Source organism: Pseudomonas sp. Eth.TT006, assembly GCF_054456575.1.
The window spans coordinates 464,766-489,886 of sequence record NZ_JBTJEN010000001.1 but is presented as its reverse complement, the minus strand read 5'-3'; the positions used below and the strand labels follow the sequence as shown (position 1 = coordinate 489,886).

Sequence of the window (25,121 nt, the reverse complement as noted above, 5' to 3'; positions counted from 1 at the left end):
TCAGAACGGCTCGTTGCCACGGCGTCGGAACCAGCCGGTCAGCGACAGGCGTTCGCGATTGGCCGGCAGCACTTCATGCGGCACTTCGCCGGAGAGGAACACCACCAGACAGCCGCCGGTGGGTTGCACGTCATGCACCCGCTCTTCGCCCAGGTACATGCGCAACTGACCGCCGTCTTCCGGCAGCCAGCCGTCATTGAGGTAAACCACCGCCGAGACCATGCGCCGGTCATCGTCGCGAAAACGGTCGACGTGTTTACGGTAAAACGCGCCCGGCGGATACAGCGCGAAGTGGCACTCGAAATCTTCCAGCCCCAGGAACAAGCCGCGATTGAGTGCCTCGCGCAGGCTGTCCATCAGCGTCAGATACCGGTCGCTGGCCTCGGCCTGGCCCGGGTCGATCCACTGGATGTGGTCGCCACGAATGCCTTCGCGAATCTCCGAAAACGGCCCGCGCCCCACCGCCGCCGGCGCCAGTTCACCCTCGGCCTCACGTTTGCGGCACTCGGCCGCCAGCTCACGGGTCAAACCCGCGGGCAGGAAAATGTTCTGCTGCGACCAGCCGTGTTCGGCCAGGTCGTCGACGATGCGTAACAGCAGCGGGTGTTCAGAGGATATTTGCATGGCGCGCATAGTATGCCTGCGGCAAGAAATCCGACAGAGCCGCGCAGCGGCTTGCTACGAATTCTCGACAAGTACCGGCACCGCACGGAGAATAGTCCGCTGCTGACAGGAGTCCCTATGCGCCGTTTGCTTTTTTCACTGTTGATGTTCTGCGTTTTGCCCGCCTGGGCGGACGGCTACGATCAGTTGTACAAGATCGCCGGCTGGCCAGATCAACGTGCGCATTTCAATGATGCCCTGAGTGCCGCGCAACAGCGCTACCAGAACAACCTGCCGCCAGCGGTGTTTCAAGCCTTGGTCAACAACAGCAACCAGCGCTTCGCCCCGCAGGCCATGGACCAGCGCGCCGAAGCGCAACTGCGCCAGCACCTCGCCGATCCACAACCGGCGCTGACCTTCTTTCAATCGCCGCTGGGCAAGAAAATCATCGCGGCGGAATTGCTCGCAACCCGTCGCGATCAACTGGCGAAGAACGCCAAGGGCTTGCCGAAAATGCAGGCCAGCGACAGCCGTCTGTTGATCATCGGTCATCTCGCCCAGGCCCTGCCGGCGCGTGAGGCCGGCGCCGAAGTCAGCCTGGCGATTGCCGGCGTGGCGGCGGACAGTTTGAGTTCGATGATTCCCGGCCTGCTCGGCGGCGGTCAGGCGCAAGGCATGCTCAACGGCCAGCGTCAGCGCCTGATGGACCAGATCGGCACCGACCTCAACAACACGCTGCTGTATGTCTATCGTGATCTGTCGGATGACGAACTGGAGCAGTTCGCGACATTTGCCGAGTCTGCCGAGGGCAAGGCTTATTATCAGGCGGCGCTGGCGGCGATTCGCGCAGGACTCGCAGTCGGGCAATGATCTTTAGTGCCTGACAGACCGCCTTCGCTGGCAAGCCAGCTCCCACAGGTTTCTCTGGTGTCCAAATATTTTGTGATCGACGCAAAACCCTGTGGGAGCTGCGGTGCGACGATTCGACTTGCCAGCGATGGGGCCGGCGAAGACGCTAAAGATTCCGCCCTCTGATCCGCTTGTTCAGAAACTCGAAATACTCCTCACGCATCTCCAGCGTCTCGTTCGCCAGATGATGTCGGGCCTCCGGCAGCAGCAGAATCTGTGGCCGGTCGAACTTCCACTTCAGCACCTGCAAGTTATGTTGCCAGTCCACGGTCATGTCCGCCTGCCCCTGAATGATCAGTGGCCGGCGCGGACTTTTTTTCGCGTGTTCCACACGGATGATCCAGCGCGACAGCGCGCCAACCCACGCCGTCGGCAGGCGCTTGGGTTGCAGCGGATCGGCCTGCAGGAATGGCAGGAAGGCCGGGTCGTTGGAGTTCTCGCTGAACCGTCGGGCGATACCTCGCACGAAAGGCCGCAGCAAGTAATAACTGAACTGCGACCAGCCCCACGCACGCGGCCGCACCAGCGGCGCGAGCAGGATCAACTGACCTTGCGCCGGGCTGCCCTCGCCGTGATTGAGCACATGGTCGACGACAATTGCGCCGCCGGTACTTTGCCCGCACAGGTGCCACGGTTGCGGCAAGGCAATCGAACTGGCTTCGGCGAACAACGCCTGCAAGGTGTCCTGATATTCGGAGAAATCACGAATGCTCGCCCGCGCTCCGCTCGACAGGCCATGCCCCGGCAGGTCGCAGGCGATCACCGCGAAATCCTGATCCAGCGCCCACTCGATCACATGCCGATAGAGCCCGGTGTGGTCATAGAAACCGTGCAGCAGAAACAACGTGCCCCTGACCTTTTCCGGCCACCAGCAATGGCTGACCAGTTCATAACCATCGACCTCGAAGCGGCCCATGCCGCGCCAGACATCGCGCTCGGGAAAGTCGGTCTGATAGAACCGCTGATACGCCTTCGCCTCGTCCGACAACGGCTGCCACTGAGCCAAAGGCTTGAGGCTGGCGCGTAAATGATCGGCATCGAAAGTGTCAGGCATGCGGGTATTCCAGAGCGGTAAACAGACTTTATCGGCCTGCGATATTCATCTGTTGCGGCAAGCATGGCAAGCTAGCCCACCTCTTCGGGATCGAAAACCATGCGCTCGCCCTACCGCACCGCACTGTTTGCCAGCCTGCTTGCACTTGTATGTGCCGGGGTGCTGTGGGCGGCGTACGACTGGTTTCAAGGGCGTTATCTGCGCGCGTTCAGTCAGCACACGGCGGTGTTTTCCGGTGATGCGTTGCGCCTGCCGGATGCGCTGGCCGGTCCCGGCAAAGTCCGCCTGGTGCACTTCTGGGACCCGGCCTGCCCGTGCAACGTCGGCAATCAACAGCACCTGACAGAAATGGTCGAGCGGTTCGGTCCGCGCGGCGTGGAATTCTATGCGGTGCAAAAAGCCGGCAGCCACGGCCAGTTGCCCGCCACCCTGAGCAATCTGAAAACCATCGCGGTGTTGCCCGGCTCCGAGCAGGTCCCGGCCAGCCCCGCGGTGGCGATCTGGGACCGCAGCGGCAAACTGGCGTACTTCGGGCCATACAGCGAAGGCCTTACCTGCAACTCCAGCAACAGTTTTATCGAACCGATCCTCAACGCGCTGATGGAAGATCGCCCGGTCAACGCCACGCACACTCTGGCGGTCGGTTGTTACTGCCCGTGGCCGGTGGTGGTGCAGTAAGGCATTCCGGACTTTTCAAGGACAGCGCAGCACGGCACGCAAGGTCTGTGCTAATTGTTTGCAGCCCGACGGGCGGCAATCCCGCATGCACAAGGAGTCACCATGAAACGCGTGTTCACCGCTCTTGCCTTGCTCGTTGTTGTCCTGATCGCCGCTATCGGTGGGTATGTCTACAGCAAGCAACCGACGCGTCAGGGCCAGGTTGAATTGCGCAATCTGCAGGGCTCGGTGACCGTGCGTTATGACGAGCGTGGCGTGCCGCACATCCGCGCCGAAAACGAAACCGACCTCTATCGTGCGCTGGGCTACGTGCATGCTCAGGATCGCCTGTTCCAGATGGAAGCCATGCGTCGCCTCGCCCGCGGCGAGCTGGCCGAGGTACTCGGGCCGAAGCTGCTCGACACCGACAAGCTGTTCCGCAGCCTGCGCATCCGCGAACGCGCCGCCAGTTATGTCGCCAGCCTGGATAAGCAGTCTCCGGCGTGGAAGGCCCTGCAAGCCTATCTGGACGGCATCAACCAGTATCAGGACAGCCACGCTGCGCCGATCGAGTTCGACGTGCTGGGCATCCCCAAGCGGCCGTTCACGGCGCAAGACAGCATCAGCGTCGCCGGCTACATGGCCTACAGTTTCGCCGCCGCGTTTCGTACCGAACCGCTGCTGACCTATGTGCGCGATCAGCTCGGCGCCGATTACCTCAACGTCTTCGACCTCGACTGGCAGCCCAAGGGCGTGCTCGCCAAAGGTCACACCAAGTCGACACCCGCCCTCGCCGCCGGCGACTGGCAAGACCTCAACGCCCTCGCCCGCCTCAGCGAGCAGGCGCTGAGCGAAAACGGCCTGCCGCAATTCGAAGGCAGCAACGCCTGGGTGATCGCCGGCAGCCGCAGCCAGAGCGGCAAACCGCTGCTGGCCGGCGACCCGCACATTCGCTTCTCGGTGCCGTCGGTGTGGTACGAGGCGCAACTGTCGGCGCCGGGCTTTGAACTCTACGGCCACCATCAGGCGCTGGTGCCGTTCGCGTTTCTTGGGCACAACCTGGATTTCGGCTGGAGCCTGACCATGTTCCAGAACGACGATCTGGATCTGATCGCCGAGAAGGTCAACCCGGACAACCCGAATCAGGTCTGGTACCACGGCCAGTGGACCGATCTGCTCAGCAGCGAGCAGCAGATCGCGGTGAAAGGTCAGGCGCCGGTGACGCTGACCCTGCGCCAGTCGCCCCACGGTCCGATTGTGAATGACGCACTTGGCAGCGCGGCCGGCAAAACTCCGATCGCCATGTGGTGGGCGTTCCTCGAAACACCCAATCCGATCCTCGAAGGTTTCTATCAGCTCAACCGTGCCGACACCCTGGCCAAGGCCCGCGCGGCGGCGGCCAAGGTTCAGGCGCCGGGGCTGAACATCGTCTATGCCAATGCCAAGGGCGACATCGCCTGGTGGGCCTCGGCGCTGTTGCCCAAGCGCCCGGCCGGGGTCAAGCCGGACTTTATTCTCGACGGCAGCAGCAATCAGGCGGACAAGGACGGCTACTACCCGTTCAGCGCCAACCCGCAGGAGGAAAACCCGGCGCGCGGCTACATCGTCTCGGCCAACTTCCAGCCCGTGTCGCCGACCGGGATGGAGATCCCCGGCTACTACAACCTCGCCGATCGCGGTCAGCAACTCAACCGCCAGCTCAGCGACAAGAACCTGAAGTGGAGCAACGAGGCCAACCAGAAGCTGCAACTGGGCACCAGCACCGCCTATGGCCCGCGTACTCTGGCGCCGTTGCTGCCGGTGTTGCGGGAGGTGGTCAGCGATCCGGCGCAGTTGAAACTGGTCGAGCAACTGGCGCAGTGGCAAGGCGACTATCCGCTGGATTCGGTCAGCGCGACGGTGTTCAACCAGTTCCTCTACGACCTCGCCGATGCGGCGATGCGCGATGAGCTGGGCAACGATTTCTTCGACACGCTGCTGTCGACCCGGGTGATCGATGCCGCCCTGCCGCGCCTCGCAGCGAATGCCGATTCGCCGTGGTGGGACAACCGCAACACGCCGAACAAGGAAAGCCGTGCCGACATCGTCAAAGTCGCGTGGCAGGCGAGCATGACGCACCTGAAACAGACCCTCGGCGACACCCCGTCCGACTGGCGCTGGGGCACGGCGCACACCCTGACCCACGGCCATCCACTGGGGCAACAGAAGCCGCTGGACCGCATCGTCAACGTCGGCCCGTTTGCCGCGCCGGGCAGCCACGAGGTGCCGAACAATCTCTCGGCCAGGCTTGGCCCGGCGCCATGGCCGGTGACCTACGGGCCGTCGACCCGGCGTCTGGTGGACTTCGCCGACCCGGCGCACAGCCTGACCATCAACCCGGTCGGCCAGAGCGGCGTACCGTTCGACAGCCACTATGACGATCAGGCCGAGGAGTATGTCGAGGGGATGTACGTGCAGGCGCATTTCAGCGAGGAAGAGGTGACGGCCAATACGCGCAGTACGTTGAAGCTGTTGCCGGCGCGGGCTGGCCAATAGTTTTGTGTTGGCCGGTCTGGCCCTATCGCTGGCAAGCCAGCTCCCACAGATTCTTTGGTGTTCTGATGATTTGTGATCGACACAAAACCCTGTGGGAGCTGGCTTGCCAGCGATGAGGCCCTGAAGAACACCGCTGAACCTCAGAGCAGCACCGCAAAATTCAACCGAAACTGCTGCGGCGTCACCCCCAATCGCCGGTTGAACACACTGCGCATATGTTGCGCATCACGAAACCCACACTGATAGGCCACAGTCTTCAGCGGCGCCGTGGTGCTTTCGAGCATCACCCGCGCCGCATCCACCCGCGCCCGCTCGACGAACTCCGCCGGGGTGACCCGGGCCTCGCGGGTGAACACCCGGGAGAAGTTGCGCGCGCTCATGTTTGCCGCTTTCGCCAGATCGGCAATCGTCAGGTCACCGGTGAGGTTGGCCAGCACATACAACTGCACCATCGCCACCGCCGAGGTCGGTTCCGCGTGCGGCGTGAGAAACGGGCTGAACTGCGATTGCCCGCCCGAACGCTGGGTGAACACCACCAACCGCTTGGCCACACTCAGCGCCACTTCAGCGCCGTGATCGCGAGCCAGCAGGTACAGCGACAGGTCGATCCCCGCCGTGACCCCGGCCGAGGTGTAGAGCGCGCCGTCCTCGACATACAGGCGATCGGCTTCGACCCGTGCCGAGGGACACAACCGCGCCAGCGCGTCGGCATCGTTCCAGTGGGTGGTCACGGTGCGCCCGTCCAGCAATCCCGCCCGCGCCAGCATGAACGCGCCGTTGCAGATTGAGCCGAAACGCCGCGCGCGGGCGCTGGCTTCGCGCAGCCAGGCATCGAACGCCGGACCGAAGTCCATGAACGGCAACTGTGGACCGCCAGCCACCAGCAGCAGATCCCAGGCGTCGTTTGCCGCGCTGAATTGCCGATGTGCACTCAGGCTCAAGCCATTGGAACAGGCCATCGGCCCCTGCTCGACCCCGATCACCTCCAGCCGATAGTGATCCTCGAGTGGCAGAAATCGGTTGGCCTCGGCGAACACATCCAGCGGCCCGCTGACATCCAGCGCCTGCACGCCGGGGAACACCACGATGGCGACGGTTTTGTTCATGACTGTGGATTCCCTTTCAAGAGCAAAAGATCGCAGCTGCAGCAGCTCCTACAGGGGAATGTGGACACTGCAGGAGCTGCCGCAGGCTGCGATCTTTTCAGCTTGGCACGATTTGCCGCTCGATTGGCAAGGATCGCAGCCATAGGTCGATTGTCGCTGGACCGGCCCGGGAACAGACTTTGTCCATCGACGCCGCCCCGGCGTTTTCGACGAGGACTTGCACATGAGCAGCAGCATTGCCGGCATCAAAATTCCTGACAGCGCGTTGGCCCGGGCCACCACCGAGTACATTCGCGACATCGAATCCGACCTGCTCTACCACCACTCGCGCCGCGTATTTCTGTTCGGTGCGTTGAGCGGCGAGCGCCAGCAACTGCCCTACAACCCGGAGCTGCTGTACGTCGGCGCGATGTTCCATGACCTCGGGCTGGTTGAAGGCTATCGCAGTGGCGACGAGCGCTTCGAAGTGGACGGCGCCAATGCCGCCGCGGCGTTTCTCAAGCCGTACGGGCTGAGCGATGACGACATTGAACAGGTCTGGCTGTCGATTGCCCTGCACACCACGCCGGGCGTGCCCAAGCATCTGCGCCCGACCGTGGCGCTGGTCACCGCCGGGGTCGAGATGGATGTGCTGGGCATGGACTACGCGGCCTTCAGCAGCACCCAGCGCGAGGCGGTGGTGCATGCGCATCCACGCGGCGAAGAGTTCAAGGAATGCATCATCTGCGCGTTTGCCGACGGCTTGCGCCATCGTCCACAGACCACGTTTGGCAACGTAAAGACCGATGTCTTGGTGGATCAGGAGCCGGGGTTCAAGCCGATGAACTTTGTGGAGGTCATCCGCAATTCTCCTTGGTCGGCCTAAAACCAAATGTGGGAGCGGGCTTGCTCGCGAAGAGGCCGTATCAGTCACTGAATACGTCGACTGATACACCGCTTTCGCGAGCAAGCCCGCTCCCACATTTTGAATTGGATTGGCCTTGAGACAAGAGCCAAGCCTATATTGCTTAAGCCGCTTCCGGCGCCGGCGCGCGGCGCACGTCCGGTTGCTTCCACGAGTCGGCAGCGCTTTCTTCAATGGCTTGCTGGATGGCTTTCTTGCGCGCTTCTTCGGCGCGGCGGCTGAAGAACCAGACCATGAAGGTCACGATCGACACCGCCAGCAGAATCAGACTGGCCACAGCGTTGATCTCCGGCTTCACGCCCAGGCGCACCGCCGAGAACACCTCCATCGGCAGCGTGGTCGAACCCGGCCCGGACACGAAGCTTGCCAGCACCAGGTCATCCAGCGACAGGGCGAACGACATCATGCCGCCCGCGGCCAGCGACGGCGCGATCATCGGGATGGTGATCAGGAAGAATACCTTCCACGGCCGTGCACCGAGGTCCATCGCCGCTTCTTCGATCGACAGGTCCAGCTCACGCAGACGCGCCGACACCACCACCGCCACATACGCCGCACAGAACGTGGTGTGGGCGATCCAGATGGTGACAATGCCACGTTCCTGCGGCCAGCCGATCATCTGCGCCATCGCCACGAACAGCAGCAACAGCGACAGACCGGTGATCACCTCGGGCATCACCAGCGGTGCGGTGACCAGGCCACCGAACAGCGTGCGGCCCTTGAAACGGGTGATGCGGGTCAGCACGAAGGCCGCCAGCGTCCCCAGCGCCACCGCCGCGACGGCGGTGTAGCAGGCAATTTCCAGCGAGCGCAGCACCGAGCCCATCAATTGGGTGTTGTCGAGCAGGCCGACGTACCACTTGATCGACCAGCCGCCCCACACCGTCACCAGTTTCGAGGCGTTGAACGAGTAGATCACCAGGATCAGCATCGGCAGGTAGATAAACAACAGACCCAGTACCAGCATCAGGCTGGAGAAACGGAAGCGCTTCATTCTTTACCCTCCATTTCCTTGGCCTGACTGCGGTTGAACAGGATGATCGGCACAATCAGGATCGCCAGCATCACCACCGCCAGGGCGGACGCCACCGGCCAGTCACGGTTGTTGAAGAACTCTTGCCAGAGCACTTTACCGATCATCAGGGTTTCCGGACCGCCGAGCAGTTCCGGGATCACAAACTCACCGACCACCGGGATGAACACCAGCATGCAGCCGGCGATAATCCCGTTCTTGGACAGCGGAATGGTGATTTTCCAGAAGCTGTTGAAGGTGCTCGAACCGAGGTCGGCAGCGGCTTCCAGCAAGCTGTGATCGTGCTTCACCAGGTTGGCGTACAGCGGCAGGATCATGAACGGCAGGTACGAATAGACCACGCCGATATAGACCGCCAGGTTGGTGTTGAGGATCTGCAGCGGCTCGTCGATCAACCCCATGCTCATCAGGAAGCCGTTGAGCAGGCCGTTGTTGCTGAGGATGCCCATCCACGCGTATACGCGGATCAGGATCGCGGTCCAGGTCGGCATCATGATCAGCAGCACCAGCACGGTCTGCAACTCTTTGCGCGCGGTGGCGATGGCGTAGGCCATCGGATAGCCGATCAGCAGGCACAACAGGGTGCTGAAAAACGCCATCTTCAGCGAGCCGAGGTACGCTGCGATGTACAACTCGTCGTCGCCGAGCAACGCGTAGTTGCCAAGGTTCAGCAGCAGTTGCAGCTTCTGCTCGGCAAAGGTGTAGATCTCGGTGTACGGCGGGATAGCCACGTCGGCTTCGGCGAAGCTGATCTTCAGGACGATGAAGAACGGCAGCATGAAGAACAGGAACAGCCAGATGAATGGCACCCCGATGACCAGTTGCCGGCCACTGGGGATTATCCGGTTGATGCGACGTTTGAATTTGCGCATGTTCATGAGCGAAGCACCACGCCGCTGTCGTCTTCCCACCACACGTAAACCTGATCGCCCCAAGTCGGACGCTGGCCACGACGCTCGGCGTTGGCGACGAACGACTGCACCAGCTTGCCGCTCGGCAGTTCGACGTAGAACACCGAGTGGCCGCCGAGGTAGGCGATGTCATGCACCTTGCCGCTCGACCAGTTGTACTCGCAGGTCGGCATCTCGGCGGTGACCAGCAGCTTCTCCGGACGGATCGCGTAGGTGACCGATTTGTCCTGCACCGAGGTGCTGATGCCGTGGCCGACGTAGATCTGCCGGTCGAGGTCCTTGCAGGTGATGGTCGCGTGGCCTTCGGCGTCGTCGATCACTTCGCCTTCGAAGATGTTGACGTTGCCGATGAATTCGCAGACCAGACGGCTGGTCGGGGTTTCGTAGATGTCGATCGGGCTGCCGATCTGGGCGATCCAGCCCAGGTGCATGATCGCGATGCGCTCGGCCATGGTCATGGCTTCTTCCTGGTCGTGGGTCACCATCACGCAGGTCACACCGACGCGCTCGATGATCTCGACCAGTTCCAGCTGCATCTGCGAACGCAGTTTTTTGTCCAGTGCGCCCATCGGCTCGTCGAGCAGCAACAGCTTCGGCCGCTTGGCCAGCGAACGCGCCAGTGCCACACGCTGACGCTGACCGCCGGAGAGTTGATGCGGCTTGCGCTTGGCATACTGGCTCATCTGCACCAGTTTGAGCATCTCGGCCACGCGCGCATCGATCTCGGCCTTGGGGATCTTGTCCTGCTGCAGACCGAAGGCGATGTTCTGCGCCACGGTCATGTGCGGGAACAAGGCGTAGGACTGGAACATCATGTTGATCGGGCGTTCGTACGGCGGCATGTCGGTGATGTCGACGCCGTCGAGGAAGATGCGCCCCTCCGTGGGCCGTTCGAACCCTGCGAGCATGCGCAGCAGGGTGGATTTGCCCGATCCCGAACCGCCGAGCAGGGCGAAAATCTCGCCTTTCTTGATTTCCAGGGACACGTCGTCCACGGCAATCGTCTCGTCGAACTTCTTCGTGACCCGGTCGATTTTGACCAACACCTGCTTAGGTGTCTGGTCGCCCTCGAGGGCTTTCTTATAGGCGCCGGAGGCAACTGCCATTTACGAAACTCCCAGAAAAAAACAGTGCAGTTCGCCCCAATGCGGACGAACCCAGGATAGTTTGTGCCTTACTTGCCCGACTTGACCTTGGTCCAGCTGCGGGTCATCAAACGCTGAATGTTGGCTGGCAACTCGGTCGACACGTAGGTCTTGTCGAGTACCGCCTGCGGTGGATAAACCGCAGCGTCGGTGCGGATGGACTGCTCCATCAGCTTGTCCGAACCCGGGTTGGGGTTGGCGTAACCGACGTAATCACTGACCTGGGCGATCACCTCAGGTTTCAGCAAATAATTGATGAAGGCGTGCGCTTGCTTGACGTTGGACGAGTCCTTCGGAATCGCCAGCATGTCGAACCACAGCGCGCCGCCCTCTTTCGGAATCGAGTAGGCGATGTTCACGCCCTTCTTGGCTTCTTCGGCGCGGTGCTTGGCCTGGAAGATGTCACCGGAGAAACCGATGGCCACGCAGATGTCGCCGTTGGCCAGGTCGCCGATGTACTTGGACGAGTGGAAGTAGGTCACGTACGGGCGCACGGCGAGCAGCTTGGCCGTGGCTTTTTCGTAATCCTTGGGATTGGTGCTGTTGGCGTTCAGGCCCATGTAGTTGAGCACGGTCGGCATCATTTCATCCGCCGAATCGAGGAACGCGACGCCGCAACTGTGCAGCTTCTTGATGTTCTCCGGCTCGAACAGCACGCTCCAGGAATCGATTTTGTCGATGCCGAGCACGGCTTTGACTTTCTCGACGTTGTAGCCAATGCCGTTGGTGCCCCACAGGTACGGCACGGCGTACTGGTTGCCCGGGTCGTTCTGCTCCAGGCGCTTGAGCAGCACCGGATCGAGGTTGGAATAGTTCGGCAGCTGCGCCTTGTCGAGCTTCTGGAACGCGCCCGCCTTGATCTGCTTGCCGAGGAAGTGGTTCGACGGCACGACCACGTCGTAACCGGTACGCCCGGCCAGCAGCTTGCCTTCCAGGGTTTCGTTGCTGTCGAACACGTCGTAGACCGGTTTGATGCCGGTGGCTTTTTCGAAGTCGGCCAGGGTGGTCTCGCCGATGTAATCCGACCAGTTATAAATATGCACCGTACCGGCGGCCTGGGCTCCGACAGCAATCGTCAGGCCGGCAGTGGCCAGCAGGGCTTTGCGCAAAGAAGAAAAAATAGGCAAGTGGAGGTCCTCTAAATTAGTTGGGCCCAAGTTGCCCCGCGTTACATGACAGCCATGGCTGCCCGGCAAGCAAACCGGCGCGCAACTTACCCTCGAAAAACCGTTCCTGCAAAACTTCCTGTCATTTAATTGATCCGCTGGCCGTCTTCGCGGCGACGACGGCCAGCGGTTGTTGCGTCAAACCGGCTTATTTACCGGATTTGATCTTGGTCCAGCTGCGGGTCATTTCACGCTGGGTGGCCGCCGGCAAATCAGCGATCGCATACAGCTTGGCCTGCACGTCGGCTGGCGGGTAGATGCCTGGATCGCTGGTGATGTCTTTGGCTACCAGCGGAGTGGCTGCGGCGTTACCGTTCGGGAAGCGTACGGCGTTGGTGATGCCGGCCATGACTTCAGGCTTCTGCAGGAAGGTCATGAACTTGTAGGCGCCTTCAACGTTCTCGGCATCTTTCGGGATGGCGACCATGTCGAAGAAGCTGCCAGCGCCTTCCTTCGGAATCGCGTAGCTGACTTTGACCTTGTCACCGGCCTCGGCGGCACGCGACTTGGCCTGCTGCACGTCACCCGAGTAGCCGACTGCTACGCAGATGTTGCCGTTGGCCAGGTCGGAGATGTACTTGGAGGAGTGGAAGTAGGTGATCGAAGGACGAATCTTGAGGAACAGGTCCTCGGCTTTCTTGATGTCTTCTTTCTTCTGGGTGTCGGTTGGCAGGCCCAGGTAGTGCAGCGCGACCGGGAGCATTTCGGTCGGCGAATCGAGGAAGCTCACACCGCAGCCCTTGAGCTTGGCGATGTTCTCGGGCTTGAGCAGCACGTCCCACGAGTCGATGGTGTCGACGCCCAGCGCAGCCTTGACCTTCTCCGGGTTGTAGCCGATGCCGATCGAACCCCACATGTACGGGAAGGCGTGCTTGTTGCCCGGGTCGCTGACCGATACGGCCTTGAGCAAGTCCTGGTTCAGGTTCTTCCAGTTAGGCAGCTTGGACTGGTCCAGCTCCTGATACACACCGGCCTTGATCTGCTTGGCCAGGAAGTTGTTCGACGGTACCACCACGTCGTAACCGGACTTGCCCGCCAGCAGTTTGGCTTCCAGGGTTTCGTTGCTGTCGAAGACGTCGTAGACGACTTTGATCCCGGACTCTTTCTCGAAGTTGGCGATGGTGTCCGGCGCGATGTAGTCGGACCAGTTGTAGACGTGCAGCACTTTGTCGTCGGCGTGCACCGCACCCGCCATCATGCCCGCCACGGACAGCGCGAGAAGTGTCTTGCCAGCAAGCTTTTTACCTAATGCCTTCATGCGTCATGCTCCAAATTTTTCTTTTTTGAACCACTTTGTTCAGCGGCCGAACCCCGACAACTGGAACCGCGGCTAGTCTGGCAAGATCGGAGGCGGTCTTTCAACAAAAGCCCAACCTTTCTGACACCTTCGAGCGAGATCGCCGCAGCTCCCCCGCTCGAAGCCTAGCACTCAGGCCTGCAGCGCACCGAGGGTCAGGTCCAGGCACTTGCGTGCCTTGGTGACCAGCTCATCGATCTCCGCCTTGCTGATCACCAGCGGCGGCGCAATGATCATGGTGTCGCCCACGGCGCGCATGATCAGGCCGTTATCGAAGCAGAACTGCCGGCAGATCATGCCCACACCGCGGCCTTCGTAACGCTTGCGAGTGGCCTTGTCCTGCACCAGCTCGATCGCCCCGAGCAAACCGACGCCACGCACTTCACCCACCAGCGGGTGATCGTTGAGTTCGCGCAGACGTTTCTGCAAATACGGTGCCGTTTCGTTGTGCGCGTTCTCGATAATTTTTTCGTCGCGCAGAATCCGGATGTTTTCCAGACCCACTGCGGCCGCCACCGGGTGCCCGGAATAGGTGAAGCCGTGGTTGAAGTCGCCGCCTTCGTTGAGCACCTTGACCACTTCGTCGCGCACGATCAGGCCACCCATCGGGATGTAACCGGAGGTCAGGCCCTTGGCGATGGTCATCATGTCCGGCTTGAGGTCGTAGAAATCGCTGCCGAACCACTCACCGGTACGACCGAAACCGCAGATCACTTCGTCTGCCACAAACAGGATGTCGTACCTGGCGAGGATTTCCTTGATGCGTGGCCAGTAGCTGTCTGGCGGAATGATCACGCCGCCGGCGCCCTGGATCGGCTCGGCAATAAAGGCCCCGACGTTGTCGACGCCGACTTCGAGAATCTTCTCTTCCAGCTGATTGGCCGCCCAGATGCCGAACTCTTCCGGCGTCATGTCGCCGCCTTCGGCGAACCAGTACGGCTGGGCGATGTGGACGATGCCCGGAATCGGCAAGTCGCCCTGCTCGTGCATATAGGTCATGCCACCCAGGCTCGCGCCGGCCACGGTGGAACCGTGATAACCGTTCTTGCGGCTGATGATGACTTTCTTGTTCGGCTGGCCCTTGATCGCCCAATAGTGACGAACCATACGCAACATGGTGTCGTTGCCTTCGGAGCCGGAACCGGTGAAGAACACGTGGTTCATGCCTTGCGGCGCCACATCGGCGATAGCCTTGGCCAGTTCCAGTGCTGGCGGGTGCGCGGTCTGGAAGAACAGGTTGTAGTAAGGCAGTTCGCGCATCTGTTTGGCGGCGGCGTCAGCCAGCTCATCGCGGCCATAACCGATCGCCACACACCACAGACCCGCCATGCCATCGAGGATCTTGTTGCCCTCGCTGTCCCACAGGTACACGCCCTTGGCGTTGGTGATGATCCGTGGACCCTTCTCTTTCAGCTGCTTGAAGTCGCTGAACGGGGCCAGGTGGTGATCGCTGCTCAGGGCTTGCCACTCACGGGTTTGCGGGTTGTTGCTGGTCATGCCAATTCTCCTTGTTATCGGTGAAGGCGCGGCTGCTGCCAGCCGCGCCCGGCGTATCAGACGGCGAAGAGCAGGTATTCACGCTCCCAGGAGCTGATCACGCGCTTGAAGTTTTCATGCTCGGCCCGCTTGACCGCGACGTAGCCGGTGATAAAGGTCTTGCCCAGGTATTTTTCGATGGTCGCGCTGTTTTCCATGCGTTCCAGGGCGTCCTCGATGGTCAGAGGCAGGCGCAGGTTGCGCCGCTCGTAACCACGACCGACCACTGGCGCGCTCGGGTTGAGGCCCTCGACCATGCCGATGTAGCCGCACAGCAGGCTCGCGGCAATCGCCAGGTACGGGTTGGCGTCGGCGCCCGGCAGACGGTTTTCCACGCGGCGGTTCTGCGGGCCGGCATCCGGTACGCGCAGGCCCACGGTGCGGTTTTCTTCGCCCCACTCGACGTTCACCGGTGCCGAGGTATCCGGCAGGAAGCGGCGGAACGAGTTGACGTTCGGCGCGAACAGCGGCAGCAGTTCCGGAATCAGTTTCTGCAGACCACCGATGTGGTGCAGGAACAGCTGACTCATGGTCCCGTCTTCATTGGAGAACACGTTCTTGCCGGTCTCGATGTCGATGATGCTCTGGTGCAGGTGCATCGCACTGCCCGGCTCACCGGTCATCGGCTTGGCCATGAAGGTCGCGGCCACGTTGTGCTTGAGCGCGGCTTCACGCATGGTGCGTTTGAACACCAGGATCTGGTCGGCCAGCGACAGTGCGTCACCGTGACGGAAGTTGATTTCCATCTGCGCCGTGCCGTCTTCGTGGATCAGCGTGTCGAGGTCCAGTTCCTGCAGTTCGCACCAGTCATAAACGTCTTCGAACAGCGGATCGAATTCGTTGGCCGCTTCGATGGAGAACGACTGACGACCGATTTCCGGACGGCCCGAGCGGCCAACCGGTGGCTGCAACGGATAGTCCGGGTCGTCACTGCGCTTGGTCAGGTAGAACTCCATTTCCGGCGCCACGATCGGCTGCCAGCCCTTGTCGGCATAGAGTTTCAGGACTTTCTTGAGAACGTTGCGCGGCGACAGCTCGATCGGGTTGCCTTGCTTGTCATAGGTGTCGTGGATCACCTGGGCGGTCGGCTCGATGGCCCATGGCACCAGGTACACGGCGTTCTGGTCGGGACGGCAGATCATGTCGATGTCGGCCGGGTCGAGCAGTTCGTAATAGATGTCGTCTTCGACGTAGTCGCCGGTCACGGTCTGCAGCAATACGCTTTCCGGCAGACGCATGCCCTTTTCGGCGATGAACTTGTTGGTCGGCGAAATCTTGCCCCGGGTGATACCGGTCAAGTCGCCGATCATGCATTCGACTTCTGTGATCTTGTGGTCTTTCAACCAATCGGTGAGCTGGTCGAGGTTGTTACTCATAAATGCCTCTGGGCTGAGTCTCCTGACATCGTGTCAGGCAAAGTTTGACGCCATGGCGTCGCGTTAAAGGGGGCTTGCGTGCGCGCAGTGCCGGCTTACGCCTGGCACCGCGCATCGACAATGAAGGAGGAGCTTACCTGCCCTTTACGCTGGCGTTGCATTTCCTGTGCACATTCAAGGCGTGCAGAATCATGAGCACGGCTTTGCAAGCGGCACAGGCTTTGAGACTCAAAGAGATCTATATTGGAAGGAGACGCCATAAACGGAATGCTGTGTCGTACGTCCAGAATAACGGACGCTGCCGTTCTGGCTGCTGCCGACGAGAACTGCGTCGACAGACCGCGAGCCTTGCTGGCTGCGTTACGGACGGATGGATCGCCACTGATGTGTTGAGCATGCAGACCGGACTGTTGCGAGCAGTCGGTGATGCCGATTAACGGCAGGCGAGACATGAAGCACCCCGGTATTATTGCTGTTATGGGTTTGACCGGAGCTTAGCCTTGTTCATTTTTTTACACAACACCCCCGTAAAAAATACAACACGGCCTGCTCAAGCCCGCGGGTGCCAAGCGTCCAAGGGACAAAAAACCGCCCCAAAGTGCCCCATAAATGCCCTTGCAGCGCTTTTTTAGGGCAAAAATGGCCTCGCTTGACTTCGGCATGCCGTTCGGGTTGACTGAAACCAGAAAAGATCAATGATTGATATTTTTAACAACAAAGGTGTTGCATCATGTCGGTACCCCCGCGTGCCGTTCAGCTTAACGAAGCGAACGCGTTCCTTAAGGAACATCCTGAGGTTCTGTACGTTGACCTTCTGATTGCGGATATGAATGGTGTGGTGCGCGGCAAGCGCATCGAACGCACCAGCCTCCACAAGGTTTACGAGAAAGGCATCAACCTGCCGGCCTCTCTATTTGCTCTGGATATCAATGGCTCTACGGTGGAAAGCACCGGCCTGGGTCTGGACATCGGCGACGCCGACCGGATCTGCTATCCCATCCCCGACACCCTGTGCAACGAGCCGTGGCAGAAGCGCCCGACCGCGCAACTGTTGATGACCATGCACGAACTCGAAGGCGACCCGTTCTTCGCCGACCCGCGCGAAGTGCTCCGTCAAGTTGTTGCAAAATTTGACGAGCTCGGCCTGACCATCTGCGCCGCCTTCGAGCTGGAGTTCTACCTGATCGACCAGGAAAACGTGAACGGCCGCCCGCAACCGCCACGCTCGCCGATCTCCGGCAAACGTCCGCACTCGACCCAGGTCTACCTGATCGACGACCTCGACGAATACGTCGACTGCCTGCAGGACATTCTCGAAGGCGCGAAGGAGCAAGGCATCCCGGCCGACGCGATCGTCAAGGAAAGTGCCCCGGCGCAGTTCGAAGTGAACCTGCACCACGTCGCCGACCCGATCAAGGCCTGCGACTACGCGGTGCTGCTCAAGCGTCTGATCAAGAACATCGCCTACGACCATGAAATGGACACCACTTTCATGGCCAAGCCGTATCCGGGTCAGGCCGGTAATGGTCTGCACGTCCACATCTCGGTGCTCGACAAAGATGGCAAGAACATCTTTGCAAGCGAGGATCCCGAGCAGAACGCCGCGCTGCGTCACGCGATCGGCGGTGTGCTCGAGACCCTGCCGGCGCAGATGGCTTTCCTCTGCCCGAACGTCAACTCTTACCGTCGCTTCGGCGCGCAGTTCTATGTACCGAACTCGCCGTGCTGGGGCCTGGACAACCGTACCGTGGCGATCCGTGTGCCGACCGGCTCGGCCGATGCCGTGCGTATCGAACACCGCGTGGCCGGCGCCGACGCCAACCCGTACCTGCTGATGGCTTCGGTCCTCGCCGGTGTGCATCACGGTCTGGTGAACAAGATCGAGCCGGGCGCACCGGTGGAAGGCAACAGCTACGAGCAGAACGAGCAAAGCCTGCCGAACAACCTGCGCGATGCGTTGCGTGAGCTGGACGACAGCGAGGTGATGGCCAAGTACATCGATCCGAAATACATCGATATCTTCGTCGCCTGCAAAGAGAGCGAGCTGGAGGAGTTCGAACACTCCATCTCCGACCTCGAGTACAACTGGTATCTGCATACCGTGTAAGCGGATTGCAGGCCTAAAAAGCGCTGCCGGCTATTTCAGCCCGCAGCGCTTTTTTATGGCCGGACACAAACCCCTTTGTCTGGACTGAATGGCCGCCTGCGGCGGTTCGGGAGCAAGCCCCCTCCCACTCGGATCTGAGTAAAAATGAATGGTGAATACACGTCGATCAACTGTGGGAGGGGGCTTGCTCCCGAAGGCGTCCTGGCAGACAACACACAATCCGGCTCGTACAATGCCCGCTGCCCCGCAGGAGACTTCCATGACGCGTCCCGCCCCCGTTCGCAAACCCCGCGCCCGCAGCCAGGCGCGAATCGATTCGATACTCGACGCCGCGCGTACGCTGCTGGCCGCCGAGGGTGTGGCCAGCCTGTCGATCTATAGCGTGGCCGAACGCGCGCAGATTCCACCCTCCTCCGTGTACCACTTCTTCGCCAGCGTGCCGGCGCTGCTCGAAGCGCTGACCGCCGACGTCCACGCGGCGTTTCGCGCCTGCCTGCAAGCGCCGATCGACCACGATGCCCTGCGCGACTGGCGTGACCTGTCGCGGCTGGTCGAGGAGCGCATGCTGGAGATCTACGACCAGGACGCCGCTGCGCGCCAGTTGATCCTCGCCCAGCATGGCCTGACCGAAGTGACCCAGGCCGACCGCCAGCACGACATCGAGCTGGGCGACCTGATGCACAAGCTGTTCGACCACCACTTCGAATTGCCCCGCCTGCCGAGCGACGTCGATGTGTTCGCGCTGGCGATGGAACTGGGTGACCGGGTGTACGCGCGCTCGGTGCAGCAGCACGGGCAGATCACGCCGCGCATGGCCGAGGAAGGGATGCGGGTGTTTGATGCCTACATCGGCCTGTATTTGCCGCCGTATCTGCCTAAACGCTAAAAGATCGCAGCCTTCGGCAGCTCCTACAGGCGCGCGCATCCCATGCAGGAGCTGCCGAAGGCTGCGATCTTTTGATCTTCCAAAGAAAAACCCCGAAGGGCTCACGCCTTTCGGGGTTTGTTTTTATCCACTGGCTTACAACTTGGCGATCGACACCTCGGTGGATTTCACGAAGGCGATTACCTCGCTGCCCACCGCCAGTTCCAGCTCCTTGACCGAACGGGTGGTGATCACCGAAGTGACGATGCCGGAAGCGGTCTGCACGTCGATTTCCGACAGCACGTCGCCGAGCACGATTTCCTTGATCGAGCCTTTGAACTGGTTGCGCACGTTGATGGCTTTGATAGTCATGATATTTCTCCTGGGATCGAAATAAGCTGCAAGTGGCGAGCTTCAAGCGGCAAGCAAAAGCACAGCGCCTTTACTTGAAGCTTGTAGCTTGTCGCTCACAGCTGCTTCATTGCGCCCACCGCAATTGCGTAGGCAGGGGTGAAACGGGTTCCGGCTCCGGCGGCTCGCCAGGCAGGGACAGAACACGGTTGAGCACTTCGCTTTCCAGCGCGGCCAGTCGATGCGAGCCACGCACTCGCGGGCGCGGCAGCTCTACTTGCAGATCGAGACCGACTTCGCCGTCCTCGATCAGAATCACCCGATCAGCAACCGCCACCGCTTCGCTGACGTCGTGGGTCACCAGCAACACGGTGAAACCGTGTTGCTGCCAGAGGCATTCGATCAGTTGCTGCATCTCGATCCGGGTCAGCGCATCCAGCGCGCCGAGTGGTTCGTCGAGCAGCAGCAGGCGCGGCTGGTGGATCAGCGCCCGGGCCAGTGCCACACGCTGCTTCTGCCCGCCGGACAACGCAGCCGGCCACTCATTGGCGCGATCAGCCAGACCGACTGCATCCAGTGCTTGCAAAGCCTGCGGGCGCCAGTTGCCTTTGAGACCGAGGCCGACGTTGTCGATGATCTTTTTCCACGGCAGCAGCCGCGCTTCCTGAAACATCAGCCGGGTGTCTTCCCGGGCATCGCTCAGTGGTGCGGCGCCGGCCAGCAGGTCACCGCCAGTGGGTTGATCGAGACCGGCGAGCAAGCGCAGCAAGGTGCTTTTGCCGCAACCGCTGCGCCCGACCACGGCGACGAATTGTCCCGCCGGGATGTGTAGATCGATGTCGCGCAGCACCTGCCGCGCCCCGAAGGTTTTCTGCAGGTTGCGCACCACCAGCGGAATCCCGCGCAGCAGGCGTGGCGGTTGTTGAGCCGTCATGCCGCACCTCCCTTGGCCACTTGATAGGCCGGATGCCAGCGCAACCACACGCGCTCAAGTCCACGGGCGGCAAGGTCGGCAAGTTTGCCGAGCACCGCGTACAGCAGGATCGCCAGCACCACCACGTCGGTCTGCAAAAACTCGCGGGCATTCATCGCCAGATAGCCGATGCCAGAGCTGGCGGAGATGGTTTCGGCGACGATCAGCGTCAGCCACATGAAGCCCAGCGCAAAGCGCACACCCACCAGAATCGAAGGCAGCGCACCGGGCAGAATCACCTGCCAGAACAGGCTGAAACCGCTAAGGCCATAACTGCGCGCCATCTCCACCAGCGCCGGATCGACGTTGCGGATGCCGTGATAAGTGTTGAGGTAGATCGGGAACAAGGTGCCCAACGCCACCAGGAAAATCTTCGCCGACTCGTCGATGCCGAACCACAGGATCACCAGCGGAATCAGCGCCAGGTGCGGCACGTTGCGGATCATCTGCACCGAGCTGTCGAGCAGGCGTTCGCCCCACTTCGACAGGCCGGTGATGAAGCCCAGCACCAGACCGATGCTGCCGCCGATGCTGAAGCCCAGCGCCGCGCGCCAGCCGCTGATTGCCAGGTGCGTCCAGATCTCGCCACTGCGCACCAGACTGACACCGGCCTCGATCACCGCCACCGGCGCCGGCAGGATCCGCGTCGACAACCAACCGGCCGACACCGACAACTGCCACACCGCCAGCAACAACAGCGGCAACGCCCAGGGCGCGAGGCTGTGGATGATTTTCTTCATGGCGCGCCTCAGCTCTGCGACGCGGCTTTGGGCAGAATGTCGTTGGCGACCATCTCGCCGAACGGGCTGACGTAGCCGGCGCTTTTCGGCAGTTCCGGCCGCTCGACATCGAGGTGCGGGAACAGCAGTTCAGCGACGCGATACGACTCTTCGAGGTGTGGATAACCGGAGAAGATAAAGGTGTCGATACCCAGATCCGCGTATTCCTTCACCCGCGCGGCCACGGTCGGACCATCGCCGACCAGCGCGGTACCGGCACCACCGCGCACCAGACCGACCCCGGCCCACAGGTTCGGGCTGACTTCGAGGTTGTCACGGCTGCCGCCGTGCAGCGCGGCCATGCGTTGCTGGCCGACCGAATCGAAACGCGCCAGCGAGGCCTGTGCACGCTTGATGGTGTCGTCATCCAGATGCGAGATCAGCCGGTCGGCCGCTTGCCAGGCTTCGGCGTTGGTTTCGCGCACGATCACATGCAGGCGAATGCCGAAGCGCACAGTGCGCCCGAGCTTGGCGGCTTTGGCTCGCACCTGTGCGATCTTTTCGGCCACCGCGGCTGGCGGTTCGCCCCAGGTCAGCACCATCTCCACCTGTTCAGCGGCCAGATCCTGCGCCGCTTCCGAGGAGCCGCCGAAGTACAGCGGCGGACGTGGTTGCTGAATCGGCGGATAAAGCAGCTTGGCGCCCTTCACACTGATGTGCTCACCGTCGTAATCGACAGTTTCGCCTTCCAGCACCCGGCGCCAGATGCGGGTGAATTCAACCGAAGCCTGATAGCGCGCTTCGTGGTCGAGAAACAGACCGTCGCCGGCCAACTCTTCCGGGTCGCCACCGGTTACCAGATTGAACAACGCCCGCCCGCCCGACAGGCGATCCAGTGTGGCCGCCTGACGCGCGGCCACCGTCGGGGAAATGATCCCGGGGCGCAGGGCGACGAGAAACTTCAGCCGCTGGGTCACCGGGATCAGCGATGCGGCCACCAGCCACGAGTCTTCGCAGGAACGCCCGGTGGGAATCAGCACGCCGCCGAAGCCCAGGCGATCCGCGGCTTGCGCGACCTGTTGCAGATAACCGTGGTCAACCGCGCGGGCGCCCTCGGCGGTGCCCAGGTAATGGCCGTCGCCGTGAGTTGGCAGGAACCAGAAGATGTTGAGGCTCATGGAGTGGTCTCCTTGGGGATTCGATTTACTGGGCTTGGGTAACCGAGCTTTGGGCCACAGCGGCCGGTGGGGTCCAGATCACATCCTTGATGCTCAACGGCTTGGGAATCAGCTTGAGCTGGTAGAAGGTGTCGGCGATTTTCTGCTGCGCGGCGATCACGTCCGGGGTCAGGAACAGCGCACCGTAGCCCTGGCGTTTCACCGAGGTCAGGGTGATGTCCGTCGGCAGGCCGAGCAGTGGTGCGACCTGTTGCGTCACGTCCTCAGGATTGGCTTTGGACCATTCGCCGACCGCGCGCACCTCTTCAACGAGGGTCTTGATCACTTCGGGATTTTTCTGCGCGTAAGGTTTGGTCGCGAGATAGAACTGGTGGTTGTCGACGATGCCTTTGCCGTCACGCAGGATGTGCGCCTGCAGCTGTTTCTCGGCAGCCGCCTGGTACGGATCCCAGATCACCCACGCGTCGACGCTGCCACGCTCGAACGCGGCGCGGGCATCGGCGGGCGGCAGGTACACGGTCTGGATATCGGAGTATTTGAGGCCGGCTTCTTCCAGCGCGCGCACTAGCAGGTAGTGCACGTTGGAGCCTTTGTTGAACGCGACTTTCTTGCCCTTGAGATCGGCCACCGATTTGATCGGCGAGTCTTTCGGCACAAGGATCGATTCGCTGTTCGGCGCTGGTGGTTCGTAGGCGACGTAGAGCAGATCGGCACCTGCCGCCTGAGCGAATACCGGTGGCGTTTCGCCGGTCACGCCGAAGTCGATCGAACCGACGTTCAGGCCTTCGAGCAGTTGCGGGCCACCGGGAAATTCGGTCCATTGCACGTCGACGCCTTGGGCGGCCAGACGTTTTTCCAGGGTGCCTTTGGCTTTGAGCAGCACCAGCGTGCCGTACTTCTGATAACCGATTCGCAGCGTCTCGGCTTGAGCTTGAGTGATGGCGCCGAAGGACACAGCCGCAGCAAACAGAGCGACCAGACCACGACGCAAAAATACAGTGCGCATAGCGCTCTCCTTTTTGCTGTTGGGTTGTGGCTGCACCTGCTTGGCCGTTGACGGCTGAGTAAGGTGAGTACTTCAAATTCCGGGGTGCCTGGACAGCAGGCTCAAATGCTCCAGCGAGCACTCAACAAACGTTCATTCAACAGGCCCGGCTCCAGCGGTTTCGGCCGGCGCGCCATGGCACTGACAAACTGATCCAGCGCTTCCTGCAGACGCTGCTCCAGCGCCGGCGCCAGTTGCGCCTGGGCACTGCCTTCGCCGTAAGCGATCTGGCTGTCCTCGGCGAAAATCCCTTGCAGCATTTCCTGCGCTTTCAGCGCCGACAGCACCGGCTTGAGCGCGTAATCGACCACCAGCATGTGGGCGATGCTGCCGCCGGTGGCCATTGGCAGGACGATCTTGTGGCTCAAGGCGCGTTCCGGCAGCAGATCCAGCACGGTCTTCAGCGCGCCGGAAAACGACGCTTTGTAGACCGGCGTGGCGATCAGCAGGCCGTCGGCGTTTTCAATCTGCGCCAGCAGATCGAGCACCTTGGGACTGTCGAAGCGGGCGTGCAGCAGGTCTTCGGCCGGGAAGTCCCGCACCTGATAACTCACCACTTCCACCCCTTGCTCCTGCAACCAGCGTTGCGCGCGCTCCAGCAACACTCCGGAGCGGGAGCGCTGGCTGGGACTGCCACCGAGTGAGACGACCAGCATTCAGATAATTCCTTACGCGTTACAGGCGATTCGCGGTTTGCGATCTCGCTTCGATGGGAATGACCTTACCAGCTGATTTATATATCCATAAATCATATTTATTCATTTGGTTATGCGTTTAGGAGATATGCAATTCGCCTGCTCTCAGGCGAAAAAAAAGGCCGTCGAAACGGCCTCAAATCCCCTGCTTTGTGGATGCCTGGAAAAGATCGCAGCCTGCGGCAGCTCCTACATGGATCGGCATACTCCTGTAGGAGCTGCCGCAGGCTGCGATCTTTTGATCTTAGCGATTGGGTTGCGGCGTCAGACGCAGGTACGGCTTCACTGCGCGATAGCCTTTCGGGAAGCGCTGCCTGATTTCTTCTTCGTCCTTGAGCGACGGCACGATCACCACCTCTTCACCGTCCTGCCAGTTGGCCGGGGTGGCCACCTTGTAGTTGTCGGTGAGCTGCAGCGAGTCGATCACCCGCAGAATCTCGTGAAAATTGCGCCCGGTGCTCGCCGGGTAGGTGATGGTCAGGCGGATCTTCTTGTTCGGATCGATCACGAACAGCGAACGCACGGTCAGCGTGTCGTTGGCGTTCGGGTGGATCAGGTCATACAGATCGGAGACCTTGCGATCGGCATCGGCCAGAATCGGGAAGTTGACGACGGTGTTCTGGGTTTCGTTGATGTCTTCGATCCACTTGTGGTGCGAGTCCACCGGGTCGACCGACAGCGCGATGGCTTTGACGCCGCGCTTGGCAAACTCATCCTTGAGCTTGGCGGTGAACCCCAGCTCGGTGGTGCACACCGGAGTGAAGTCGGCCGGGTGGGAGAACAGCACGCCCCAGCTATCGCCCAGCCATTCGTGGAAACGAATCTTGCCGGCGCTGGAATCCTGTTCGAAATCGGGGGCGATGTCGCCGAGTCTGAGGCTCATGGTGCGGCTCCTGCTGAGTTATTGGAGAACTCAACTGTAGCTCGGGATTCGACATCATGAAAAAGAATAAATA

Annotated in this window: 24 protein-coding genes; 6 read left to right on the top strand and 18 right to left on the bottom strand. The window is 61.3% G+C overall.

Annotation, left to right across the window (positions count from 1 at the left end):
• Positions 1–633, bottom strand: a complete 633-nt coding sequence (locus tag ACXR0M_RS02285; RefSeq protein ID WP_458829518.1) for a 2OG-Fe(II) oxygenase — start codon at positions 631–633, stop codon at positions 1–3.
• Between the two features lie 108 nt (positions 634–741).
• Between ACXR0M_RS02285 and ACXR0M_RS02280 the strand changes: the two genes are divergently transcribed.
• On the top strand, positions 742–1,473 hold the full coding sequence (locus ACXR0M_RS02280; protein WP_458829516.1) for a DUF2059 domain-containing protein: 732 nt from the start codon (positions 742–744) through the stop codon (positions 1,471–1,473).
• Positions 1,474–1,618: 145 nt separating this feature from the next.
• Here ACXR0M_RS02280 and bipL read toward each other — a convergent pair whose 3' ends face one another.
• A complete protein-coding gene (gene bipL / locus ACXR0M_RS02275; RefSeq protein WP_458829514.1) occupies positions 1,619–2,566 on the bottom strand; it encodes a phospholipase BipL in 948 nt (315 codons plus the stop codon).
• Positions 2,567–2,665: 99 nt separating this feature from the next.
• Here bipL and ACXR0M_RS02270 point away from each other — a divergent pair, with 99 nt between their 5' ends.
• Both ACXR0M_RS02270 and ACXR0M_RS02265 read left to right on the top strand, forming a co-directional pair.
• A complete protein-coding gene (locus ACXR0M_RS02270; RefSeq protein WP_458829511.1) occupies positions 2,666–3,244 on the top strand; it encodes a DUF6436 domain-containing protein in 579 nt (192 codons plus the stop codon).
• Positions 3,245–3,346: 102 nt separating this feature from the next.
• Positions 3,347–5,758, top strand: coding sequence for a penicillin acylase family protein (locus ACXR0M_RS02265; RefSeq protein WP_458829508.1), 2,412 nt, complete (start codon positions 3,347–3,349; stop codon positions 5,756–5,758).
• A 140-nt stretch (positions 5,759–5,898) separates the two neighbouring features.
• On the opposite strand, the gene ACXR0M_RS02260 is transcribed toward ACXR0M_RS02265, so the two are convergent.
• A complete protein-coding gene (locus ACXR0M_RS02260) occupies positions 5,899–6,864 on the bottom strand; it encodes a GlxA family transcriptional regulator (protein ID WP_458829506.1) in 966 nt (321 codons plus the stop codon).
• 223 nt (positions 6,865–7,087) lie between these two features.
• On the opposite strand from ACXR0M_RS02260, the gene ACXR0M_RS02255 reads away from it, so the two are divergent.
• Positions 7,088–7,729, top strand: a complete 642-nt coding sequence (locus ACXR0M_RS02255; RefSeq protein WP_458829504.1) for an HD domain-containing protein — start codon at positions 7,088–7,090, stop codon at positions 7,727–7,729.
• A gap of 142 nt (positions 7,730–7,871) precedes the next feature.
• Here the strand turns inward: ACXR0M_RS02255 and ACXR0M_RS02250 are convergent, their stop codons facing one another.
• The 8 genes from ACXR0M_RS02250 to ACXR0M_RS02215 all read right to left on the bottom strand — a co-directional run bounded on the left by ACXR0M_RS02250 (position 7,872) and on the right by ACXR0M_RS02215 (position 16,684).
• Positions 7,872–8,762 (bottom strand): ABC transporter permease subunit, encoded by an 891-nt coding sequence (locus ACXR0M_RS02250; RefSeq protein ID WP_093429780.1) that lies wholly within the window; start codon positions 8,760–8,762, stop codon positions 7,872–7,874.
• Positions 8,759–9,640: an ABC transporter permease subunit gene (locus ACXR0M_RS02245; RefSeq protein WP_458829850.1), complete on the bottom strand. Its 882-nt coding sequence runs from the start codon at positions 9,638–9,640 to the stop codon at positions 8,759–8,761. Before ACXR0M_RS02245 ends, ACXR0M_RS02250 begins: the two co-directional genes overlap by 4 nt.
• A 35-nt stretch (positions 9,641–9,675) precedes the next feature.
• Positions 9,676–10,818, bottom strand: coding sequence for an ABC transporter ATP-binding protein (locus ACXR0M_RS02240; RefSeq protein ID WP_458829502.1), 1,143 nt, complete (start codon positions 10,816–10,818; stop codon positions 9,676–9,678).
• 68 nt (positions 10,819–10,886) lie between these two features.
• Positions 10,887–11,984 carry a polyamine ABC transporter substrate-binding protein gene (locus ACXR0M_RS02235; protein WP_458829500.1) on the bottom strand — a complete coding sequence of 366 codons (1,098 nt, stop codon included), beginning with the start codon at positions 11,982–11,984 and terminating at the stop codon, positions 10,887–10,889.
• Between the two features lie 187 nt (positions 11,985–12,171).
• A complete protein-coding gene (locus tag ACXR0M_RS02230; RefSeq protein WP_458829498.1) occupies positions 12,172–13,281 on the bottom strand; it encodes a polyamine ABC transporter substrate-binding protein in 1,110 nt (369 codons plus the stop codon).
• 171 nt (positions 13,282–13,452) lie between these two features.
• Positions 13,453–14,817, bottom strand: a complete 1,365-nt coding sequence (locus tag ACXR0M_RS02225) for an aspartate aminotransferase family protein (protein WP_458829496.1) — start codon at positions 14,815–14,817, stop codon at positions 13,453–13,455.
• A gap of 56 nt (positions 14,818–14,873) precedes the next feature.
• Positions 14,874–16,232, bottom strand: a complete 1,359-nt coding sequence (locus ACXR0M_RS02220) for a glutamine synthetase family protein (protein WP_096817456.1) — start codon at positions 16,230–16,232, stop codon at positions 14,874–14,876.
• A 95-nt stretch (positions 16,233–16,327) separates the two neighbouring features.
• Positions 16,328–16,684 (bottom strand): gamma-glutamyl-gamma-aminobutyrate hydrolase family protein, encoded by a 357-nt coding sequence (locus ACXR0M_RS02215; RefSeq protein WP_458829493.1) that lies wholly within the window; start codon positions 16,682–16,684, stop codon positions 16,328–16,330.
• Positions 16,685–16,962: 278 nt separating this feature from the next.
• On the opposite strand from ACXR0M_RS02215, the gene ACXR0M_RS02210 reads away from it, so the two are divergent.
• Complete coding sequence (locus tag ACXR0M_RS02210; protein WP_003229254.1) at positions 16,963–18,339, top strand: glutamine synthetase family protein; 1,377 nt, start codon at positions 16,963–16,965, stop codon at positions 18,337–18,339.
• A gap of 259 nt (positions 18,340–18,598) precedes the next feature.
• Positions 18,599–19,225 (top strand): TetR/AcrR family transcriptional regulator, encoded by a 627-nt coding sequence (locus tag ACXR0M_RS02205; RefSeq protein ID WP_064589714.1) that lies wholly within the window; start codon positions 18,599–18,601, stop codon positions 19,223–19,225.
• A 135-nt stretch (positions 19,226–19,360) separates the two neighbouring features.
• On the opposite strand, the gene ACXR0M_RS02200 is transcribed toward ACXR0M_RS02205, so the two are convergent.
• The 7 genes from ACXR0M_RS02200 to ACXR0M_RS02170 form a co-directional block, all read right to left on the bottom strand.
• The gene (locus ACXR0M_RS02200) at positions 19,361–19,576 is read right to left on the bottom strand and encodes a TOBE domain-containing protein (protein WP_007967989.1); all 216 of its coding nucleotides are present in this window, start codon (positions 19,574–19,576) and stop codon (positions 19,361–19,363) included.
• Positions 19,577–19,682: 106 nt separating this feature from the next.
• Complete coding sequence (gene ssuB / locus ACXR0M_RS02195) at positions 19,683–20,489, bottom strand: aliphatic sulfonates ABC transporter ATP-binding protein (RefSeq protein WP_458829490.1); 807 nt, start codon at positions 20,487–20,489, stop codon at positions 19,683–19,685.
• Entirely contained in the window at positions 20,486–21,268 is a 783-nt protein-coding gene (ssuC, locus tag ACXR0M_RS02190; RefSeq protein WP_458829488.1) for an aliphatic sulfonate ABC transporter permease SsuC, read from the bottom strand. The genes ssuB and ssuC overlap by 4 nt, the downstream gene beginning before the upstream one ends.
• 8 nt (positions 21,269–21,276) lie before the next feature.
• Positions 21,277–22,425, bottom strand: a complete 1,149-nt coding sequence (ssuD, locus tag ACXR0M_RS02185; protein ID WP_458829487.1) for an FMNH2-dependent alkanesulfonate monooxygenase — start codon at positions 22,423–22,425, stop codon at positions 21,277–21,279.
• Positions 22,426–22,450: 25 nt separating this feature from the next.
• On the bottom strand, positions 22,451–23,431 hold the full coding sequence (locus tag ACXR0M_RS02180) for a sulfonate ABC transporter substrate-binding protein (RefSeq protein ID WP_458829485.1): 981 nt from the start codon (positions 23,429–23,431) through the stop codon (positions 22,451–22,453).
• Positions 23,432–23,532: 101 nt separating this feature from the next.
• Positions 23,533–24,126, bottom strand: coding sequence for an NADPH-dependent FMN reductase (gene ssuE, locus ACXR0M_RS02175; protein ID WP_458829483.1), 594 nt, complete (start codon positions 24,124–24,126; stop codon positions 23,533–23,535).
• Between the two features lie 283 nt (positions 24,127–24,409).
• Positions 24,410–25,048 carry a peroxiredoxin gene (locus tag ACXR0M_RS02170; protein WP_458829482.1) on the bottom strand — a complete coding sequence of 213 codons (639 nt, stop codon included), beginning with the start codon at positions 25,046–25,048 and terminating at the stop codon, positions 24,410–24,412.
• Between the last annotated feature and the right edge of the window lie 73 nt (positions 25,049–25,121).